This window comes from Clostridium gasigenes (genome assembly GCF_017348895.1).
Lineage (GTDB): Bacteria > Bacillota > Clostridia > Clostridiales > Clostridiaceae > Clostridium > Clostridium gasigenes.
Map to the genome: position 1 here is coordinate 1482501 of NZ_CP071376.1, position 22268 is coordinate 1504768.

General features: G+C 31.0%; 16 protein-coding genes, 2 tRNA genes and 2 rRNA genes (1 of these 20 only partly in view). 13 read left to right on the forward strand and 7 right to left on the reverse strand.

What is annotated here, in order from left to right:
• The 3 genes from J1C67_RS07165 to J1C67_RS07175 all read left to right on the forward strand — a co-directional run.
• Positions 1-2323, forward strand: a 23S ribosomal RNA gene (locus tag J1C67_RS07165) (it extends 583 nt beyond the left edge of the window).
• A gap of 90 nt (positions 2324-2413) precedes the next feature.
• Positions 2414-2530 (forward strand): 5S ribosomal RNA (gene rrf / locus J1C67_RS07170).
• A gap of 6 nt (positions 2531-2536) precedes the next feature.
• A tRNA-Phe gene (locus J1C67_RS07175) sits at positions 2537-2612 on the forward strand.
• Positions 2613-2820: 208 nt separating this feature from the next.
• Here the strand turns inward: J1C67_RS07175 and J1C67_RS07180 are convergent.
• Positions 2821-3279, reverse strand: a complete 459-nt coding sequence (locus J1C67_RS07180) for a peroxiredoxin (protein ID WP_089967563.1) — start codon at positions 3277-3279, stop codon at positions 2821-2823.
• 246 nt (positions 3280-3525) lie between these two features.
• Here J1C67_RS07180 and J1C67_RS07185 point away from each other — a divergent pair, with 246 nt between their 5' ends.
• Positions 3526-4272 (forward strand): peptidylprolyl isomerase, encoded by a 747-nt coding sequence (locus tag J1C67_RS07185; protein ID WP_089967560.1) that lies wholly within the window; start codon positions 3526-3528, stop codon positions 4270-4272.
• A gap of 107 nt (positions 4273-4379) precedes the next feature.
• On the opposite strand, the gene J1C67_RS07190 is transcribed toward J1C67_RS07185, so the two are convergent.
• The gene (locus tag J1C67_RS07190; RefSeq protein ID WP_167866085.1) at positions 4380-5045 is read right to left on the reverse strand and encodes an HAD family hydrolase; all 666 of its coding nucleotides are present in this window, start codon (positions 5043-5045) and stop codon (positions 4380-4382) included.
• Between the two features lie 804 nt (positions 5046-5849).
• Here J1C67_RS07190 and J1C67_RS19645 point away from each other — a divergent pair.
• The gene (locus J1C67_RS19645; protein ID WP_279286170.1) at positions 5850-5984 is read left to right on the forward strand and encodes a hypothetical protein; all 135 of its coding nucleotides are present in this window, start codon (positions 5850-5852) and stop codon (positions 5982-5984) included.
• A 117-nt stretch (positions 5985-6101) separates the two neighbouring features.
• On the opposite strand, the gene J1C67_RS07195 is transcribed toward J1C67_RS19645, so the two are convergent.
• Positions 6102-6177, reverse strand: a tRNA-Pro gene (locus J1C67_RS07195).
• A gap of 148 nt (positions 6178-6325) precedes the next feature.
• On the opposite strand from J1C67_RS07195, the gene J1C67_RS07200 reads away from it, so the two are divergent.
• From J1C67_RS07200 to rsmI, 4 genes are all read left to right on the forward strand, one after another.
• Positions 6326-6628: a hypothetical protein gene (locus J1C67_RS07200; RefSeq protein ID WP_167866084.1), complete on the forward strand. Its 303-nt coding sequence runs from the start codon at positions 6326-6328 to the stop codon at positions 6626-6628.
• Between the two features lie 223 nt (positions 6629-6851).
• The gene (locus J1C67_RS07205; RefSeq protein WP_167866083.1) at positions 6852-8153 is read left to right on the forward strand and encodes a C40 family peptidase; all 1302 of its coding nucleotides are present in this window, start codon (positions 6852-6854) and stop codon (positions 8151-8153) included.
• Positions 8154-8276: 123 nt separating this feature from the next.
• The gene (locus tag J1C67_RS07210) at positions 8277-9026 is read left to right on the forward strand and encodes a tRNA1(Val) (adenine(37)-N6)-methyltransferase (RefSeq protein WP_089967548.1); all 750 of its coding nucleotides are present in this window, start codon (positions 8277-8279) and stop codon (positions 9024-9026) included.
• 2 nt (positions 9027-9028) lie between these two features.
• On the forward strand, positions 9029-9874 hold the full coding sequence (gene rsmI, locus J1C67_RS07215; RefSeq protein WP_167866082.1) for a 16S rRNA (cytidine(1402)-2'-O)-methyltransferase: 846 nt from the start codon (positions 9029-9031) through the stop codon (positions 9872-9874).
• Positions 9875-10021: 147 nt separating this feature from the next.
• Here the strand turns inward: rsmI and J1C67_RS07220 are convergent, their stop codons facing one another.
• Positions 10022-10261 (reverse strand): AbrB/MazE/SpoVT family DNA-binding domain-containing protein, encoded by a 240-nt coding sequence (locus tag J1C67_RS07220; protein WP_089967542.1) that lies wholly within the window; start codon positions 10259-10261, stop codon positions 10022-10024.
• Between the two features lie 540 nt (positions 10262-10801).
• Between J1C67_RS07220 and J1C67_RS07225 the strand changes: the two genes are divergently transcribed.
• Entirely contained in the window at positions 10802-11395 is a 594-nt protein-coding gene (locus J1C67_RS07225) for a DUF1836 domain-containing protein (RefSeq protein WP_167866081.1), read from the forward strand.
• Positions 11396-11582: 187 nt separating this feature from the next.
• The gene (locus tag J1C67_RS07230; protein WP_167866080.1) at positions 11583-13874 is read left to right on the forward strand and encodes an ATP-dependent DNA helicase; all 2292 of its coding nucleotides are present in this window, start codon (positions 11583-11585) and stop codon (positions 13872-13874) included.
• Positions 13875-14043: 169 nt separating this feature from the next.
• Here J1C67_RS07230 and J1C67_RS07235 read toward each other — a convergent pair whose 3' ends face one another.
• Positions 14044-14925, reverse strand: coding sequence for an aldose 1-epimerase family protein (locus J1C67_RS07235; protein ID WP_167866079.1), 882 nt, complete (start codon positions 14923-14925; stop codon positions 14044-14046).
• Between the two features lie 342 nt (positions 14926-15267).
• On the opposite strand from J1C67_RS07235, the gene J1C67_RS07240 reads away from it, so the two are divergent.
• On the forward strand, positions 15268-16119 hold the full coding sequence (locus J1C67_RS07240; RefSeq protein ID WP_089967530.1) for a YihY/virulence factor BrkB family protein: 852 nt from the start codon (positions 15268-15270) through the stop codon (positions 16117-16119).
• 281 nt (positions 16120-16400) lie between these two features.
• Positions 16401-17975: a ClC family H(+)/Cl(-) exchange transporter gene (locus J1C67_RS07245; RefSeq protein WP_207253573.1), complete on the forward strand. Its 1575-nt coding sequence runs from the start codon at positions 16401-16403 to the stop codon at positions 17973-17975.
• 137 nt (positions 17976-18112) lie between these two features.
• Here J1C67_RS07245 and galE read toward each other — a convergent pair whose 3' ends face one another.
• A complete protein-coding gene (gene galE, locus J1C67_RS07250) occupies positions 18113-19099 on the reverse strand; it encodes a UDP-glucose 4-epimerase GalE (protein ID WP_167866078.1) in 987 nt (328 codons plus the stop codon).
• Positions 19100-19300: 201 nt separating this feature from the next.
• The gene (locus J1C67_RS07255) at positions 19301-21934 is read right to left on the reverse strand and encodes an FAD-dependent oxidoreductase (RefSeq protein ID WP_167866077.1); all 2634 of its coding nucleotides are present in this window, start codon (positions 21932-21934) and stop codon (positions 19301-19303) included.
• Positions 21935-22268 lie beyond the last annotated feature (334 nt).

Below are 22268 nucleotides of genomic sequence, written 5' to 3' on the forward strand. Positions count from 1 at the left end.
GGGTGATGATGTGCTTTTTGTAGAACGAGCCAACGAGTTACGGTATGTAGCAAGGTTAAGTACTTAAGGTACGGAGCCGAAGGGAAACCAAGTCTTAATAGGGCGACTAGTTGCATGCCGTAGACCCGAAACCGAGTGACCTATCCATGGCCAGGTTGAAGCGGGGGTAAAACCCCGTGGAGGACCGAACCACGTTGCTGTTGAAAAAGCATGGGATGAGCTGTGGATAGCGGAGAAATTCCAATCGAACTCGGAGATAGCTGGTTCTCCTCGAAATAGCTTTAGGGCTAGCGTCGGATATGAGTAATGGAGGTAGAGCACTGAATGGGCTAGGGGGCGTATCGCTTACTGAACCTTATCAAACTCCGAATGCCATATACTATTAGTCCGGCAGTCAGACTATGAATGATAAGATCCATGGTCGAAAGGGAAAAAGCCCAGATCGTCAGCTAAGGTCCCAAAGTGTAAGTTAAGTGGAAAAGGATGTGGGATTTCAAAGACAACTAGGATGTTGGCTCAGAAGCAGCCATTCATTGAAAGAGTGCGTAATAGCTCACTAGTCAAGAGATCCTGCGCCGAAAATGTCCGGGGCTCAAACTTACCACCGAAGCTACGGGCTTGTATTTAATACGAGCGGTAGAGGAGCGTCGTAATCGGGCTGAAGTCGTACCGTAAGGAGCGGTGGACTGATTACGAGTGAGAATGTTGGCATTAGTAGCGAGATGTAAGTGAGAATCTTACAGGTCGAAAACCTAAGGTTTCCTGGGGAAGGCTCGTCCGCCCAGGGTTAGTCGGGACCTAAGCCGAGGCCGAAAGGCGTAGGCGATGGACAATTGGTTGATATTCCAATACCACTACAATCGTTATTATCGATGGTGTGACGGAGAAGGATAGGATGTGCTAGCGAATGGAAATGCTAGTCTAAGCGTTTAGGGAGTTAAGGTAGGCAAATCCGCTTTAACAATTCTGAGGCGTAATGGGGAAGGCCTTTTAGGCTGAAGTATCTGATTCCATGCTTCCAAGAAAAGCATCTAGAAAGAGAAGTAGTGCCCGTACCGCAAACCGACACAGGTAGGTGAGGAGAGAATCCTAAGACCATCGGAAGAATTGCAGTTAAGGAACTAGGCAAATTAACCCCGTAACTTCGGGAGAAGGGGTGCCTGCGAGAGCAGGCCGCAGAGAATAGGCTCAAGCAACTGTTTAACAAAAACACAGGTCTCTGCTAAAGCGTAAGCTGATGTATAGGGGCTGACTCCTGCCCGGTGCTGGAAGGTTAAGGGGAATGCTTAGCGCAAGCGAAGGTGTGAACTTAAGCCCCAGTAAACGGCGGCCGTAACTATAACGGTCCTAAGGTAGCGAAATTCCTTGTCAGGTAAGTTCTGACCCGCACGAATGGAGTAATGACTTGAGCACTGTCTCAACTGCAAATCCGGCGAAGTTGTAGTGCGAGTGAAGATGCTCGCTACCCGCGATTGGACGGAAAGACCCCGTAGAGCTTTACTGTAGCTTAGCATTGAATTTCGGTATTGTCTGTACAGGATAGGTGGGAGACTGGGAAGCTAGGGCGTTAGCCTTGGTGGAGTCATCCTTGGGATACCACCCTGACAGTACTGAGGTTCTAACTGGACGCCATGAAACTGGTGACAGGACATTGTTAGGTGGGCAGTTTGACTGGGGCGGTCGCCTCCTAAAAAGTAACGGAGGCGCTCAAAGGTTCCCTCAGAACGGTCGGAAATCGTTCGAAGAGTGCAAAGGCAGAAGGGAGCCTGACTGCGACACCTACAAGTGGAGCAGGGACGAAAGTCGGACTTAGTGATCCGGTGGTACCTCGTGGGAGGGCCATCGCTCAACGGATAAAAGCTACCTCGGGGATAACAGGCTGATCTCCCCCAAGAGTCCACATCGACGGGGAGGTTTGGCACCTCGATGTCGGCTCGTCGCATCCTGGGGCTGTAGTAGGTCCCAAGGGTTGGGCTGTTCGCCCATTAAAGCGGCACGCGAGCTGGGTTCAGAACGTCGTGAGACAGTTCGGTCCCTATCCGTCGCGGGCGTAGGAAATTTGAGAGGAGCTGTCCTTAGTACGAGAGGACCGGGATGGACCGACCTATGGTGCACCAGTTGTTCCGCCAGGAGCATCGCTGGGTAGCTAAGTCGGGACGGGATAAACGCTGAAAGCATCTAAGCGTGAAGCCTCCCTCAAGATGAGATTTCCCATAGCATAAGCTAGTAAGACCCCTTGAAGAACACGAGGTTGATAGGTCAGAGGTGTAAGTATGGCAACATATTTAGCTGACTGATACTAATAGGTCGAGGGCTTGACCAATTTACAATAATTCATGTGCAATTTTCAGAGAACAAAACTCTGATAAAATTAAATATAAGAGACTAAATCTATGATTTAGGATCTAAACCATCTGGTGATGATGGCGTAGAGGAAACACTCCTTTCCATTCCGAACAGGAAAGTTAAGCTCTACAGCGCTAATGGTACTGCACGGGCAGCTGTGTGGGAGAGTAGGACGTCGCCAGGTCAGTATGGCTTCATAGCTCAGTTGGTAGAGCAGTGGATTGAAGATCCACGTGTCCTAGGTTCGATTCCTAGTGAAGCCACCAAAAAAAGACTAACTTAAGTTAGTCTTTTTTGATTTATATAATATTATGTAAATTAAAAAAGAAGAGAAATACATAGGATATAAAGTAGATTTTTTAATATAATTTATAAATATAAAAATCCAGTAGTAATATTATAATAATTTGCTACTGGATTTTTAGTCGTTTTAGAACATATAAGTTTCTAATAAGATGACTTTATAAGTGGTACTTAATTGAAAAATTCCTCAATTATTGAATCAACATGTCCTTTAACCTTAACTTTTCTATATTCTTTTATTAGAATCCCATTTTCATCAATTAAGAAAGTACTTCTTTCAATTCCTAGCACTTTTTTACCATACATATTTTTTTCTTTTATTACATCAAATAGATTGCACACAGTTTTTTCTTCATCACTTAGTAATATAAAGGGTAGATCAAATTTAGTAATAAATTTAACATGAGATGCTAAAGTATCCTTGCTAATACCTAGTATTATAGTATTAGAATCAATTATTTGTTTGTTATTATCTCTAAATTCACAGGCCTCAGTTGTGCAACCAGGAGTGTTATCTCTTGGGTAGAAGTAAAGTATTACTTTCTTACCTTTATAATCACTAAGGCTATGTAAATTATTATCAGAACCAATTAAAGAAAAATTAGGAACTGAGTTTCCGACTTCTATCATATGAATACCTCCTAACAAATTTTATTTAATTATACATCTATAAATAATTATTATCAATAGATATAATATATTAAGTGTGTTTAAAAGGAAATACTTAAATAGGTTGTAATAATCTCTAAAAAATAACTAGTAAATATAGATTAATAAATTATTTTAGCAAATTTAAGTATATTTATATTATACATTTAATTGAATTCTGATATAATAAGTGTTAGGAAATACTAACAAACAAAAAGGAGATTAGTTATGGAAAATAAAGTTTTAGCAAGTATATCAGGCGTTGAGGTAAAGGAATCAGATTTACAACAAATAATAATGAGATATCCAGAAGATAAGAGAGCTTATTTTGGAACAGAAGAAGCTAAAAAGCAATTATTAGAACAATTTATATCATTTGAATTAATGAGTAGATTAGGTGCAGAAATGAAATTAAATGAAACTGAAGAATACAAGAATAATTTAATTGCATTAGAAAAGGATCTTTTAACTCAAATAACAATAAATAAGGTTCTTGCAGAAGTAACTGTTACTGATGAAGAATCATTAGAGTACTATAATAATAATAAGGAATCTTTTGCAGAAAAAGCTACAGTATCAGCTAAGCACATATTAGTTCAGGATGAAGAAGAATGTGCTAAGATAAGAGAAGAAATACAAAGTAAAGAATGTACTTTTGAAGAAGCTGCCATGAAATATTCAAGCTGTCCATCAAAAGAACAAGGTGGAAGCCTAGGTGATTTTAGCAGAGGAATGATGGTTCCTGAATTTGAAGATGTTGCGTTTACTTTAGATCTAGAAACAGTAAGTGAGCCAGTTAAAACACAATTCGGATATCATTTAATAAAAGTTGAAGCAAAGACAGAAGGAAATGCTTCAGAATTTGAAACTGTTAAAGAACAAATAGTAAATAACTTAATTCAAGAAAGACAACAAAGAAAATACTTAGACGTAGTTAAAGAATTAGAAGTTAAACACGGCGTAAAAAGATTTTAATAAAAAACTCTCAACTTAATAGTTGAGAGTTTTTTTTCACGTGTCTTAAATTAAAATAGTAAATAAAATTTTAATATGTACTTTAGCTACATTAAAGAAATAACAAATCAAGATACTTTAACAGGTACAAATTCAATTATTTCATTATAGCTGAGAATATATTTATCAGCTAGATTAATCAATTCATCTCTATTATGCTCAGCAGCTTTATCAAATATAGCAATAGTCTTCATATTTGCAGCCTTAGCGCCTATGATAGCTGGTATAATATCTTCAAAAACAACACACTGAGAAGGATTAACACCTAATCTTTTTGCAGCTAATAAATATACATCGGGGTTATCTTTACCATTAGAAACTTCATCAGTAGTAGTAATACAGTCAAAATAGGAATAAATATTATTATTTTTAAGAACGGCTTCTAATAGTGTAACTGAGTTACTAGTAGCTAGTCCAATTTTTATCCCAGAAGATTTTAGTTTTTTTAAGAAGTCTAACGCACCTTCTTTTAGATGTATATTTTGTGAATAATGAATATAAGCCATAGTAGTCCAATCATCCATAATAGTTTCTAAAGAATCTTCTAAGCTAAAGGTTTCTTTGAAATACAGTGCAGTTTCATTAAAGCTTAGATGATTTATTTTATCGTTAAGGTTTAATGGTACAGAATGTCCTCTTTCTTTCAAATATTCTTTATCAATTTGTTCCCAAACCCACATAGAGTCAACTAAAGTTCCATCTAAATCAAAAATTGCTGCTTTCATATTATGCATATAAACTTCCTTCCCTTCGTTATATATTAAAAAAACAAGTGAATAGGCTAGTGCACTTTTAGACCATTATTATTTAAAATATGTAAATTCATATAAATATCTATTTAGTATTATCAGTATAGTATAAATAATTTTAGAAGAATATAAAAAAATATACTCACAATTTTTAGAAATTCAAGTATATTAATATTATTATAACAAATATAAAAGATTAATCAACAAAACTGAGTAAATGAATACAATGTAAATATATTTATTATTCTTTGTATCTCTGTATAGACTGAAATAGCTACACAAGCTTAATGGAGGCGTATTAAAGTAATAGTGGTTATGAATTATAAAAAACAGCATAGAGGCTATGGAGGTGTATAGATATTATATAGAGTTGATAGATATTAATGATATAGTAATAAGTTTAACAATAATTATAATTACTATAATATTTAAGAAAAACAGAGATAGTAAACGTTATCTAAAATTCTAAGTAAGCTTCAAGAAATAATTAGTTAGATTTTACTCTATTTTAAGCTATGTTTAATAATCACACACTTTATATAGACTCAATATACGAATTTTATGGTTCTTCGAATAGCACAAATATCTTTAGAATCTCTGGCTTGTTATTTTCTTTCTGCGCATAAGAATAAAATAATTGTTGAATTTTAGTCATTTTTAAGATGTGTTTCATAACTAAATTTACTAAAGTATAAAAATATTTATATTTTAGTAAATTTAGTACTTAATATTTATGTTTTTGTAAATACTAACAATAGAATATACAAATTATATAAGGAGAGGATTAACATGCCATTAATTATAGTATGCATATATATTGCAATTATTCCTATAGTATTAGCCTTTTGTAAGGGGGAAGGGATGGATGAAAGATTCAGGGAGGGTAAGGAGTACTTAGAAAATAGCTATGATAAAAATAATTAGCGATCTTTAAAAAATAACTAATGAGATTCTAGTTTGTTTTTTTCATATCCATTAAAATAGAAAATGTAGGAATTTACTACGACAAAAAAGGTAGGTTTTATAACCTACCTTTTACTATGGTCGGGGTGACAGGGATTGAACCTGCGGCCTCATGGTCCCAAACCACGCACGCTCCCATCTGCGCCACACCCCGAAGTATGTTACCATTATATATAATTATATGTACATATGTCAATAGTTTTATATAATAAAGTGTTGAAAAGAGGAATTTATTATATTAATATAGTAAATAAAATAAGTGTAGCCTAGGCTACGCGACATATTAAAAGGAGATTATAAAAATGAATGTAACAACAATTATTATAGGCATTGCAAGTATGGGATTTATAATAATGGGATTTATCATGTTAAAGAGTAAAAAATTAAAAGAAATATTAATTATTAGTAGTATGTATAAGGATACCGAAAAATATATTTGCTTTAATGGTAAGTTTAATATATCGGTAGGAATTATAGGATTAGTATTAATGATATTGGATTATTTATTAGAGCAAAAGTCAAATTATATAGTAATAATATTTATATTGTTTATGTTAATGGCAACTGTAGCACAAAAGGTAGCAGGGAAAAAATATAAGGTTTGATTATAAATGATAATAATATAATAATTTAAACATATAAATAAATTATAGATGAAAAAATCTTGCAAATAAAAACGAGTAAATCTTAGTTTGGATATGTATAGAATACATTTACATCAGCTTAACAGCTCATTTTTTAAAATTTACCATTGTCCAAGCACTTAATAAGTGATATAATGGTAACATAATATATTTGAGAGGGGGAGGTCTAAGGACCGTATAGCTTATGAAAAAAAGAATCTTATCAGCTGTTTTAGCAGTGGCATTAGTTTTAACTTCTGGGGTGACTGTATTTGCAACACCAAGCCAAGAAGTAATTGAGAGCCAAAATAAATACGAAGACATAAATAAGAAGATAGAGAATATAAAAAGTAAGATATATAGCTTAAATGCAGAAATAGATCCATTAGTGGCAAAAGTAGAAGAAAATAAAATAAAGATGCAAGATATAAAAGATGAGGTGGAAAACACTAAAAAAGATATTGAAACCTCAAAGATAGAAATCGCAGAAAAAGAAGAAGTTTTAGGGAACAGATTAAGAGAGTTATATAAATCAGGTGGACAAAGTAGTTACTTGATGATTCTATTTACTGCAGATAGTTTCAGCGATCTTATAAATAAGGTTGATTCTACTAGTAAACTAGTTAATATTGATAAAAAAGTTGTAAGTGAATTACTAGAGAAAAAAGAAAAATTAGATCAAAAAACAGCTTTATTAGAACAGAACGCAAAAGAAATAGCAACACTTAATGAAGAAACTAAAAAGAATTTAGACGAATTTGAGGTTAAGAGAAAAGAACAAGAAGTTCTTAGTGCAGAAGCGAAAATAGAACAGGATAAGTTTGATTTAGAATATTTATCAGTTGTAGAAAGAAGCTTAGTTCAAGCTCAATTTGATATGATAAATAACTCACAAGATTCAAGTGATACTCTTCAAGCAGCTATAAATCAATTAAGAAGTATTAAAGAGAATCAACTTAAGAGTCCTACTGTAACAGCAGAAGTGGATATCTATATTGAAAAGGGTAAGGAAAGAATTTACCAATTAGAAGAAGAAGCTAAAGCTAAAGCAGAAGCTGAAGCTGAAGCACAAGCACAGGCATATGTTGATACTAATATGCCTAGTAGAGGCGATGGGGGAGCTAGTTCAGGAAATGGATCAGCTGGTTCAGGAAGTGGATCATCTAGTTCAGGAAGCGCAATTGTTAATTATGCATATCAATACTTAGGAAGAGATTATGTATATGGAGCAGCAGGTGCTGATACATTTGATTGTTCAGGACTTACAAGCTTTGTATATAGAAATGCGGCCGGAATAGAAATAGGTAGAACTACATGGAACCAAGCAGGCCAAGGTCGTGCAGTTTCTCAAGCTGAATTACAACCAGGAGACTTAGTATTCACATATGGATTAGATCACGTTGGAATATATGTTGGTAATGGTAATTATATAAATGCTCCACAACCAGGAGAGAAGGTTAAGATATCTCCAGTTACATCATTTAATTCAGCAAGAAGAATATTATAATAGTAATTAAAAGACTAAGCGTATCTGCTTAGTCTTTTTTTTTGTTATGTTATTTAAACTTAATTGTCAATTATATAGGAGTGGGTTATAATTAGGAAAAAAGAAGATAAAAAGGATGATATCATGGAAGAAAAAGTGAGTTTATTAGAAAATGAAGCTATAGATGATCTTCAATTAAAGGGTCTTCATTTAATTCAAAAGAATGCTGGATTTAGATTTGGAGTAGATGCAGTTCTTTTAGCTGATTTTGCAAATGTTAAAAGAAAACATAAAGTTATAGATATATGTACTGGAACAGGGATAGTACCATTTTTACTTTGGGGAAAATATGAGCCAGAAAGTGTTATTGGTTTAGAAATTCAAGATGATATGGTAGAAATGGCAGAAAGAAGTGTTAAACTTAATAAATTACAAGATAAAATATCTTTTGTACATGGTGATTTGAAGGATAAGAAGTTACTTAGTGAATTAGGTAGATATGATGTGTTAACTGTAAACCCACCATACAAGTTAAATAATGCAGGTATAGTAAACCCTGATGATAAGCTTGCAATAGCAAGGCATGAGGTTTTATGCAACCTAGAGGATGTTATAGCATCTGCTAAAAAGCTACTTAAAGATAATGGACGTATGTATATGGTACATAGACCGGAAAGACTTATAGATATATTTGAGTTAATGAGAAAATATAATATAGAACCTAAGAGAGTAAAACTTATTCATCCAAACTCTAAGAAACCACCTAATATTGTATTAGTAGAAGGGCAGAGAGATGGTGGATCATTTTTAAAGTGGGAACCTTCGCTATATGTATATAATGAAGATGGAACGTATTCAGATGAAATAAATAAAATTTACGGAAGAGAGGAATAATTATGGCTTATGGAAAACTATATTTAGTTCCAACACCAATAGGTAATTTAAAGGATATAACATTAAGAGCATTAGAAGTCCTACAAAATGCAGATATTATAGCAGCAGAGGATACAAGACAAACTCTGAAGTTACTTAATCATTTTAATATAAAAAAGAAATTATACAGCTATCATCAACATAATGAACAAGGACAAAGTGAAAATATAATAACTAAACTTGCAGAAGGTTTAAATATAGCTTTAGTTAGCGATGCAGGAACTCCAGGTATTTCTGATCCTGGAAGTGTTATTGTGGCTAAGTGTATAGAAAAGGGGATAGCTTTTGAAGTTCTGCCGGGGGCAACGGCTATAACAACAGCAGTAGTATATTCAGGATTAGATACTACTAAATTTTTATTTAGAGGGTTTTTACCAAGGGAAAATAAAGATAGAAAAATTATTATAGAGGAAATAATAAATGCTAAAGAAACATTAGTGTTTTATGAGGCACCGCATAGGTTGCTAGATACACTAACTTACTTAAAAGATAACTTGGGAAATAGAAAAATTGCAGCTTGTAGAGAACTAACTAAACTTCATGAAGAAATAGTAAGAGGATCTATAGAAGATTGCATTAATCATTTTGTTGAGAAGAGACCTAGGGGGGAGTTTGTTTTAGTTGTAGAGGGTAAATCAGAAGAAGAAATCAAAGCAGAAAAAGAAGCGTTATGGAGTGATTTAAGTATACAGGATCATATTTTAAAAACTATTGAATCTGGAATAGATAAAAAACAAGCAATTAAAATAGTTGCTAAAGAAAGAAATTTACCAAAGAATGAAGTATATAAATACTCAACTGAATTATAGTATACTGACTTGCTATTTATTTGAAGGTCTCTTACATATATATAGACCTAATTAAATAACCCCGTAGATTATGTAAATCTACGGGGTTAGAATAGTTTGAGAAAAAAATCTCTTAAAACTATTCTTTAAACTGTAAAAATGACAAAATTAACTTTTTAATTCAGCCATACAGTTTTTACAGATATTCTTACCTTTATAATTAGTAACATCTCTAGCATCTCCACAGAAGATACATGCAGGTTGGTATTTCTTTAATATGATTTGTTCACCATCTACATAAATTTCTAATGCATCTTTTTCAGCGATATCTAAAGTTCTTCTTAATTCTATAGGAATAACTATTCTTCCTAATTCATCTACTCTTCTTACTACACCAGTTGATTTCATTTTAAATTCCTCCTTGAAACAAGTTTCGACATCTTGCAACTCAATAATACTAAATATGTAATTAAAAGTCAATATAAAAGTGAAATAATTTTTTCAAATTATAAAATACTTATATAAAAAAACTCCGTAAATAAAATATACTACCATAAATTAGAAAAGTCAAGAGTAATTTGATAAATTGCCATTTAAATAGTAGTTATAAACAAATGGCTTGTACACTTGTTTATAAGAGTAGTAATTAAATAATAGACTTAAGCAAACTTAAAAACATAAAATAAAATATACAAAATATGTAAAAATAATTCTGGATTTATAATTTTTTAATATGTCGAAATACATAATTTCTTAAATAGTTAAGTTTACATATATTGAAAAAAGTATTTGGAATATTTAATTTAAGCTATAAAAACATAAATATAGTATATAAAAAATGGAATTAGTAAAAAAAAATATAAAATAGGCAGAAGTAACTTGTAATAAGTTTATGGGTACTATATAATTAAAATATAAGATTAATTAAAAGGTAAAGGTGGATATAATATGGTTAAAAAAATTGATGCAGATTATATAAGGCAAACTACGGAAGAGATGTCTAAGAATAATATGGTTTCCTATGATGAGCTTCCTAAGTATGACCTTTTCCTATCTCAAGTTATAGATTTTTTAAATGATAAATTTCCAGAGGATAAATACACTAATAATATAGTTCAAAATTATATAAAGAGTGAAGTTATAACTAAACCTGAGGATGGGAAAAAAAGAGGATATACTAAAATACATTTAGTCCAATTAGTATTATTAAGTTATATGAGACCAGTTTTAACAACTGAAGAAATTAAAAAGGTATTTAGTTTAGCCTTTAATGAGATCAATGAGAGATCAGATGATATAATATCATGGGAAGTGGCTTATAAAATATTCTCAGAAACTCAAAGTAAAAGCTTTAATGAGAATTTAAGTACGCCATCGGTAGAAGAAGAAAGATTAGAAGATATTATAAAAGGTTTAGATTTAAATGATAAAGATGAAAATAGTATAAGAACATTTGTTTCAGTAATGTCATTAATTGCTCAAGCAAGTGCTATTAAAAAACTAGTTCAAAAAGTAGTTAATGAATTTCATGAAGAAGATTAGGTATATAAAAAATATGGAAAATTATTTAAAAGATCTTAGATTTTCAATAAATCTAAGGTCTTTATTTATTTAAGGGACTTCCAAAACAATATATTTAGAATATTTGACTTGTTATTTCATTTAAACTCTTTAAAGTGAAATATTAGGGTATAATATCTATATAGAAAAATGAGGATAGGTAAATGAAATGGATACAAGGGTTAAAATAAGGGATTCGGTTAGAGGTGTTATTGAATTTGTTCTTAGAAGAGGACATTTAGATGATAGATATATGGGAAAGAATAGAGCCTTAGAAGGAACATTAGCTCATCAAAAGTTGCAAGCTAGCAATGCAACTATATATAAGAATTATGAAAAGGAAGTTAAACTAGAAAGGGAATTTTATATAGATAATATTGTTTTAAATGTAGAGGGACGATGTGATGGTATAATATTTGAAAATGATTTAGTTATTATAGAAGAAATTAAATCTACTTTTAAATCATTAATTTTTATAGAGGAAGAATATAATGAGCTACATTGGGCTCAAGGAAAATTTTATGCATATATATATGGGGAGAAAAATGCATTAAGTAATATTAGTGTAAGACTTAGTTATTATAATATAGAAACAAATGAAGTTAAAAGTTTTGATAAAGTATATGAATTAAAAGAACTGGAGGAATTTGTATATAATATTATAAATGAATATAGTAAGTGGGTAAAACTAAAGGGAAAGTTAAATAAAGAAAGAGATGTATCTATTAAATCTTTAGAGTTTCCATTTGATACATATAGAAAAGGCCAAAGAGAGCTGGCGCTTAATTGTTATAAAACTATAAAGCAAAAAAGTATGCTTTTTGCACAAGCACCAACTGGAATAGGAAAAACAATATCAACTATTTATCCTTCTATAAAGGCTTTAGGAGAAGGCAAGGGGAAGAGAATAATATATTTAACTGCAAAAACAATCACAAGAACAGTTGCAGAGGAAGCTTTTATTAAGCTAAAAGGAAAAGGTCTTAAATGCAGAAATATTACATTAACATCTAAAGAAAAAATATGTTTTAAAGATAAGGTAAAGTGTAATCCAGATGATTGTGAATATGCAGTAAATTATTTTGGAAAAGCAAATGAAGTAGTTTTTGAAGTTATTAGCAAAGAAAAGAATATTTCCAGAGAAATAATAGAGAAATATGCAAGAGAATTTAAATTATGTCCTTTTGAATTATCTCTAGATTTAAGTGTATGGTGTGATGCTATTATTTGTGATTATAATTATGCTTTTGATCCTAGAGTTAGATTAAAGAGAATATTTGAAGCTGATGGAAGTGAAAATATTATTTTAATTGATGAATCACATAATTTGGTTAGCAGAGCAAGAGAAATGTTTAGTGCTGAAATTTATAAAAGTAAAGTTTTATTAGTAAGTAGATTAGTAAAAGGCACAGTGCCAACTTTATATAAATCATTATATGCTATAAATAAGGAATTAGGTAATATTAGAAGTGAAGTTCAAGAACTAGAAAAAAATAGTATATATAATAAAGAGGAATATAATGAATTATACAGATTACTAAGAGTAGCATTAAAAGAAGGGGATGAATATTTAGTTAGAGGCGTAGGAACATCTGCATATGAGGATGTTTTAGATTTATACTTTGATATTAGGAGTTTTCTTTCTGTAGCTGAGTTATATTCAGAGGAATATGTAACATTAGTAGAAGTGGATAAAAGTGAAGTAAGAGTAAAGTTATTTTGTGTTAATCCATCAAAGAATTTAGCTAATGTAGTTAGAGAAAGTTATTCAACTATATTATTTTCAGCAACATTAACCCCTTTAAATTATTATATAGATTTACTTGGTGGAAATAAGGATAGCTATAGAATGACATTGGCATCGCCATTTAAGAAAGAGAATTTTGAAATATATGGATATCCACTTAATATGAGATATAACCAAAGGGCGGGAAATATTGAAAGTGTATGTAAGTTAATTAATAAATTTATAAATGAGATAAGTGGAAATTATATGGTGTTTATGCCTTCTTATGATTATTTAAATAAAGTATATGAAAAATATGTTGAGTTATATGGAGAAAAAAATACATATCTCCAAGGTGAAATGTTAAATGAAGAAGAGAGAGAAGTCTTTATAAGTAGATTTAGAGTAGAATCCCAAATAACAGCCTTTTGTGTTGTTGGAGGAATATTTTCAGAGGGAATAGATTTACCAGGTAAAAGGTTAATTGGAAGTATAGTTGTTGGAGTGGGGTTCCCTAGAATATCTAAAGAGGGAGATATAATAAAGGATTATTATAAGGATAAGGGATTTGATTATTCTTATGTTTATCCTGGAGTTAATAAAGTGCTTCAAGCTGCTGGAAGAGTAATTAGAACAGAAGAGGATCGGGGAAGATTATTACTTATAGATGATAGGTACTTTAATAATAAATATAGAGGGCTAGTACCTAAGGAATGGGAAATTAAAAGATACTAAGTAGTTGAAAACATAATAGACTAGCATAGTAACTTGTTATTTAAAAAAAGAAGACTCATATAAAAAGGCTGAATTTACAATGATAGTAAATTCAGCTTTTATTTTTTTATATTGTTTAAGTTATAAGACTTAGTAAGATGAAAGGAACTAATAAGTTAAAGTTGCCTTATTAGTTACACTCAGCAAATATAGTGTATGAGCAATTGAAAGTACTTCCAACTCCTAGTTTTTCTATTCCTTCTTTATCTTTAAGTTCTCCTTGGAAATTAGCATGATCTGCATGCCCATACCAAGGCTCTATGCAAACAAAAGGTGCACCAGTTGGTTTAGACCATACTGCCATGTAAGGGAACCCTGTAAAGTCCATAGATAACACTTTATTATGATTTTTAGATTTTAAGCTTATAACTGTAGATTTTAAATCATCAAAAACTAAAGCATCATTTTTAAATACTTCTTTAGATAAAGGTATTATATTATTATCAATTAAATATGATTGTCTCTCTTGTAAGAAATGCCCCTCTTCATTAAGTAGCATAATAGAAGAAGTTTCTTTTTTATTTAATTCAAAGAAATAATCACTCATAGTTTCATTAGCTTCTAAAGGACATATAAATGCTGGATGAGCACCTATAGAAAAATAGATGGTTTCATTATCTAAATTATCTACAGAATAACCAACCTTAACACCATTATTTACAAGAGTATATGTTATTTTTAAGGAAAATTTATAAGGATAGACCTTTAAACTTTCATCTGAATATTTTAATTCGAAGACAATATTATTTTCACTTTTTTTAATCATATTAAATTCTGAGGTTCTAGCAAGTCCATGTTGAGGAAGATTAAAAGTGACTCCATTAACATTATATTTACCGCTGTTAACTTTACCCACTATAGGGAATAGTATAGGTGAATGATATTTCCAAAAATCTTCATTACCATTCCAAAGAAACTCAGTATTATCTTTTTTGTTTATAATATTGTGTAATTCTCCACCAGCAGTACTAGCAGTAATTTTTATTGATTTATTTTCTAAAGTATATAACATAATCACAAATCCTTTCATATAGCATAATATAAGGCAGAGTAAAATAAATAACAGACTAAAAAATAAAGAATACTGGTCTGTTATTTATTTAGGGATGCCTAAGTAGTAGTATATATTAAATTATACTATAGTAAGTTTGTTAGGCATATGAAAAATAACAGGTGAATATGAGAAGTATATGTAGTAAATATTACTCAAATAAACATAGTGAAATTGTGTATATAAATTAAGTGAAAAATTTGTAGGTATAAAACACTAGTAAAACAGTGATATTATAATTATAATATAATAGATATAATATATAAATTAATACATGAATAATAGTAAAGATGTGGTGATTAAATGAATGATGGTGAACTAGGCAAAAAAAGGTCCACCTTAGATTTTATAGTATATTTTATAGTTAAGATTAATAATGATGATATATTTGCGTTGGCATCTCAGCTTGCATATTACTTAATATTAGCGTTTTTTCCATTTTTAATATTTCTTATGACGGTTATTGGAGCTAGTTCTTTAAATTCAATTGAGATATTAGACGGGTTAAGAGCTATATTGCCAAGTAGTGTTTTTGATTTAGTTGCATCTATAATAAGAGAAGTGGTTGATAATCAATATAGCGGGTTGCTTGGAATATCTATAGTTCTTACTATATGGGCAGCTTCATCGGGGTTTAGAGCCGTTATTAAAGGTGTTAATAAAGCACATGATATAAAAGAAACAAGATCTTTTATAAAAAGAAGCATTATAGCAATTATTTTTACTTTTGCATTGACGCTAGTAATAGTTTTAACTTTAGCTATGTTAGTATTTGGAGATTTAATAGGAGGATATATATTAACAATAGTACCATTTTATAAAGCAATGACAATTGTATGGAATATATTAAGATATGTTATTGTAGTATGTATGATGATTGGAATATTTGCATCTATATACAGATTTACACCAGCTAAAAAAATAAGATGGAAACAAGTTTTGCCAGGAGCAATAGTTAGTACTATAGGATGGATAGTAGTATCCAGGGGATTTTCTTTTTATATAAATAATTTTTCGAATTACTCTAGACTGTATGGAAGTTTAGGAGCAGTATTTATATTAATGACATGGCTATATATAACTTCTATGATATTAATAGTGGGAGCGGAAATTAATTCAGTTCTTATACTTAGAAAGAAACAAAGAGAGAATTGATATAAGGTTATACCTATAGATTAGACACATAAAAAAGTGTTTAATCTATAGGTATTTTTATATAATTAAATAAACAGTAAAATGTATTAGATAAATAAGATTATATTTAAACAAGAAAATATTGAAATGTGGCAATTATGGTATGTTTTGACTAGATATATATATTGAAGTATACTAGCCCATATGTGATATAAGACAAAGGTAGTTTATATTTTGATACAGTTAGTATAATTTATTTGATTGTGCCTTAATAAAAGTAAGGATAAGGAGTTGATTATATTGTGGAAGATTCAGTAGAAAAGAAAGGGATACATAAACTTTTAAGCGATAGAGGTAATCTAAGGGTAAGTTTAATTATTCAGGGAACTATAATAGGGTTTATAACTGGAATTGTAATAGTTTTAAATAGAATAGCAATAAGTAAATTTTCTCATGTTTTTAAAGAAATATATCTATATTCAAAAGGAAGTCCTATAAAGGTTATAGGTGTATTTCTTTTGTTAGCACTTATGGGCTGGATTACCGGTGTTATGGTGAAAAAGGAACCTATGATATCAGGGAGTGGTATCCCTCAGGTTAATGCAATATTATTAGGAAAGTTAAATGTAAATTGGGTTAAAGTATTAGTTCTAAAATTTATTGGTGGGACTATGGCATTAGTAGCTGGATTATCGGTTGGAAGAGAAGGTCCCTCTGTGCAAATGGGAGCTGCGATAGCACAAGGTGTAAGTAATAGTTCTGAAAAAGCACCGATGAAAAAGGGCTTTTTAGTTACATCTGGAGCTGCAGCAGGTCTTGCAGCTGCATTTAATTCACCTTTATCTGGGATGATTTTTGTCTTAGAGGAGGTACATAGAAGTTTTTCTCCACTAGTATTATTACCAGCTATGGCAGCGACGCTGATGGCAGATTTTGTAACAAAGCAATTTTTAGGTATGGATCCGGCATTAAAATTTATGGATGTATCTGTAATTCCATTAGAGTATTATTGGACATTAGTAATATTAGGCGTTCTAACAGGGGCAATAGCTATTTTCTTTACTAAAGGGGTAGTTATTTCTCAAAATATATATGGACGATTAAAAAAGGTGCCTATAGAAGTTAAAATAATGATTCCGTTTCTAATAACAGGAGTAGTGGGTTTTTTAGCCCCACAGCTTTTAGGCGGAGGACATGAAATAATAATATCTTTATATGGTAGTGACATTTCTATATTGATGTTGATAGCTTTATTCCTTATTAAGTTCATTTTAGTATTAATATGCTTTGGGTCTGGAGTGCCGGGCGGGATATTTTTACCAATGTTACTGTTAGGTTCAATTTTAGGGGATATATTTGGTATTATAATATGTAATTTAGCCAATATACCATCTACGTTTATAATAAATTTCATTATTTTAGCCATGGCAGGGTATTTTGCAGCCGTGGTAAAAGCTCCGGTAACAGCAATAGTATTAATTACTGAAATGACAGGGTCATTTGAACATTTATTAGCAATATCAATAGTTGTATTCATTGCATATATAACCTCGGATTTATTACGAAGTGAGCCGGTATATGAAGTATTATTAGATAGGTTATTGAAGAATGTAGGGACACCGCTAAAAAGTGGATCGATGAAAAACACTTTATTAGAGGTTGGTATTGAAATGGGCAGTATTGTTGAAGGAAAGAGAATAAAGAATATAGATTGGCCGGCAGAATGTTTATTGGTAGCTATTAAAAGGGGTGGAAAAGAGATTATTCCTAAGGGTGAAATTAGGATATTAAGTGGAGATTATTTAGTTGTACTTGTAAATGACAGTATAAGTTCAGAGATATTAGAAGCGTTAAAAGGTTTAACGTTAGTTGATTAATAGTTAAATCTGTATGGTGATAAAAATAATTATAAAAAAATACCTATGAGCTAAACACTTTCATGTGTGGCTGGCTATAGGTATTTTTTTTAGTATTTAGAATTAAATTTTTTCTAAATATATATTATAGTAAATAATTATTCGCTATAACCATTTGGATGGTTTTTATGCCAATTCCAAGCTGTTTCAATAACTGTCTCAACAGTATTATATTTTGGCTTCCATCCAAGTTCTTCAACTGCTTTTTTAGATGAAGCAATTAAAATAGCCGGGTCACCTGCTCTTCTTGGCGCAACCTCAGCTGGAATAGAATGTCCTGTTACTTTTCTAGCAATTTCAACTACTTCTTTTACAGAAAAACCAGTTCCATTTCCTAAATTGTAAATTCTACTTTCTCCACCGTTCATTAATCTCTTAAGTGCAAGAGAATGTGCAGAAGCTAAATCAGATACATGTATGTAATCTCTTACGCATGTCCCATCTTCAGTATCATAATCATCACCATACATCATTATTTTATCTCTATTACCTAAAGCAACGTCTAAAATTATAGGTATTAGATGACTTTCAGGAGAATGATCTTCACCAATTTTTCCGCTAACATGTGCACCGGCAGCATTGAAATATCTTAAAGTAGTATATTTAATGCCATAAGCGCTGTCACACCATCTTAATATTTTCTCAACTAATAATTTAGATTCACCATAAGCGTTAGTTGGAATAGTTCTACTATCTTCATCTATTGGAACCACTTCAGGTTCCCCATAGGTAGCTGCTGTTGAAGAAAACACAATATACTTAACATTATAATCCTTCATAGCTTCTAATAGGCTTATAGTTCCTCCTACATTGTTATTAAAGTACTTAAGTGGTTCAGTCATACTCTCACCAACAAGTGAGTATGCAGCAAAATCAATTACAGCATCTATTTTATTTTCAGTAAAGACCTTATCTAATATAGTTCTATCTCTTAAATCACCAACATAAAGTTTTCCGCCCAGTAAAGCTTTAGTATGACCTTTTTCAAGATTATCTAAAACAACAACTTCTTCTCCGTTTTCTAAAAGTTCTGCAACCATGTGACTACCTATATAACCAGCGCCACCACAAACTAATATAGCCATTCTAATACCTCCTAATTAATTTCTTTCGAATTCCTAAGTCAATTATAATATAATTTTTTAATTTTTAATATAAGAATATCCAGAATTGTTAATTAAGAGTTGACTTAAGAGGTATTAAAAAAAATACCTCTTAAGAAAAAATATAAAAAGTGAAGGCATAGTAAATATTTTACTATGCCTTCTGTGATATTTATAAGCTAATTAAAGTATTCCACCTGAAAGAACTTTAGCTTTTGATTGACCTTTTTGAATTCCAGTAATGATTTTAACTGATGAGGATATATCTCCAATTAAGATACCACCAACTAGTTTATCATCTTGGAAGAATAATTTAGAGTATTTATTATTTTTATTATCTACATATCCAACCTTTTCTAATAATTCATCATCAAAGTTAATTACTCCAGCTGAGAATACGGTAGTATTCATAGCATTAAATATTACAGATGAAACAAATTTTTCGAATTTAATATCATCATAAGAGGCATTAGCACCTGCAACTTTACCCATTTCTATTGCAGCTGGCCAGTTCCCATAGTAGACTCCTTCAAGTTCGGCTACATCACCACAAGCATAAATATCAGGAATATTTGTTTCCATGTTAGAGTTAACAACTACCCCTCTGTTACATTCAACTCCTGCAGTTTTAGCTAAATCAAGGTTTGATCTAACACCCACGGAGTAAAGAATGATATCAGCATCTAAAGTTTTTCCGCTATTTAAGTTAACAGTAGTTACACCATTAGAAGTAGCTAAAACATTTTTAACTGATTCACCTAAAAGAAGATTTACAGGTGTGGAATTTGCAATATTATTAAAGAAAGCTGAACCTTCAGTATCTAATTGTCTTGGCAGAAGTCTATCAGCCAATTCAATTACAGTAACATTGATATTTCTCTTTTGAATTTCGTGAGCAGCTTCAAGGCCTAGCAGACCACCACCAACAATAACAACATTTTTAGCAGTAACTAGTTCCTTCTTAATTTTTTCAACATCAGATAATTTCTTAATAGAATGAATACCCTTAATTGTTGAATAATTTGAAGAGTTAATTTCAGTTTTGTTACCATCTAAAATAACATTAGTAGGCGGAACAAAGTTATAACTTCCGTTAGCTATAACTAACTTGTCATAGGAAATTTCTATTTTGTTATCTAACATAATTTTCTTTGTTTTATTATTTATGTTTTCAACAGAAACTCCAAGTATTTCAGTTACTTCATTTTCTTTATACCATTCTGATGAAACAATATAGAACTTATCATCAGATTCTTCAGAAATTAAATCTGAAAGCTGAGTTCTTATATATGAATGTTCTTTTTCATTTGAAAGAAGCTTAATAATACCTTTAGCATTTCTCTCTCTAATTGCACGAGCTGCATAGAAACCAGCAGCACCATTTCCGATAATTACATAAGTTTCTTCTTTATCAATTGAAATTTTAGTGGATTCACGCTCAATTTCTATAAATTGATCGCTTCCTGCACCACAAACAGGACAAAGCTCAGGAACTGTTTCAGCTTCAAATATCTCTCCGCAAATTACACATTTCCAAAGTTTAAGGTCACCATCACCAGAAATATCTTTTATAGTAGAGCTTTCATCCTTCATAGGAATAAAATCTCTAGTTCCAAGTAAAGTTTCACCAAAGCCTAAACCAAAGTTATAAGCTGCATCTAATTCATTATCATTAGCTTTAAAGTTAATTTTTAAACTAGGTCCATAAAGCTTCATATTTAATTCTTTAAATCTAGTTTCCATTCTTGGAATAGCTTCTCCGCTCCAACCATATGATCCAAAAGCACCAGCAAGTTTTCCACCATGAACAACAGGGTTTAATTTTGAAAGCACATCGCGTATAGGCTCTAGAAGCTCTGCAACTATTGTTGGAGAGCCACAAAGAATCCCCTCAGATTCACCAATGCTTGCAATAATATCTCCCATTTCATGTTCAATTACATTAAATAATTTAACTTCAATATTATCATTAGACTTAATTCCTTTAGCAATTTGCTTAGCTAATTGTTCTGTATAACCATAAGCACTAACATAAGGAATAGTAACTAATTTTTTAGCTTCTGCAGGTTTAACTACAGGTGTGCTCCATTCTTTATAAATTTCTACTATTTTCATAGGATTATCTATAAGTACAGGCCCGTGACCTGGACAAATAATATCTATTTTTAAATCTTTAATTTTATTAATAGCTTTAAGAATATAAGGTTTATACGGCCCAAATATACAATCAAAATAATATTTCAAAGCTTCCATATAATTTTCTTGGCTTTCTATTTTATTATTAAACACTTCAGGAGATGAGTAATGTGAACCAAATGAATCACATGTTATTAATACTTCATCTTCTACAACATATGTGTACATAGAATCTGGCCAATGTAAAAATGGAGCTGAAATAAATTGCAGTGTTTTGTTTCCAAGGCTTAAAGAATCACCATCACCAACAGAAATATGTTCAAATTCACAATTGGCTATTTTCTTTAAAAAGTTAATAGCAACTGGAGAACCTACAATTTTAGCATTTGGGGAAAGTTCAAGCAATTTAGCAACAGAACCTGCATGGTCTGGCTCAGTGTGATCAACTACTATATAGTCTATTTCATTTGGATTGACTCCTAAATCTTTAAGTCTGCCTATATATTCATCAAAAAACTGAACTTTAACAGTTTCGAATATAGCAGTTTTTTCGCTTCCTTTAACAACATATGAGTTATAAGTTGTACCATATGGAGTGTACATAATAATATCAAAAATTCTTAAGTTAGGATCTAAAGCACCAACCCAATGGATATCTTTTTTAATTTCTAAAGAACGCATAATAACACACCTTTCAAAGTAAAAGTTTTATATTTTATTATGGAATAATTTAATTATAAATATACATACTATACAATATGATAACAAAAGATATTTAATGATAATAATTATCCATGAGTTAATTATATAACAATCTTATACATATAAGCAATACAATAATTATTATATTTGACAAAAAATAAATAATAAAATAAAAATATTATTAGTCATAATTTGTTATTTTAAATACTGTTTCGACAGAAATCCTATTTGTATATGCGAAGATAATATGTAATAAGAATATACAAATAAGAGTTTATTAGAACTATAGGAAAAATAATGTTGAAATATAGAA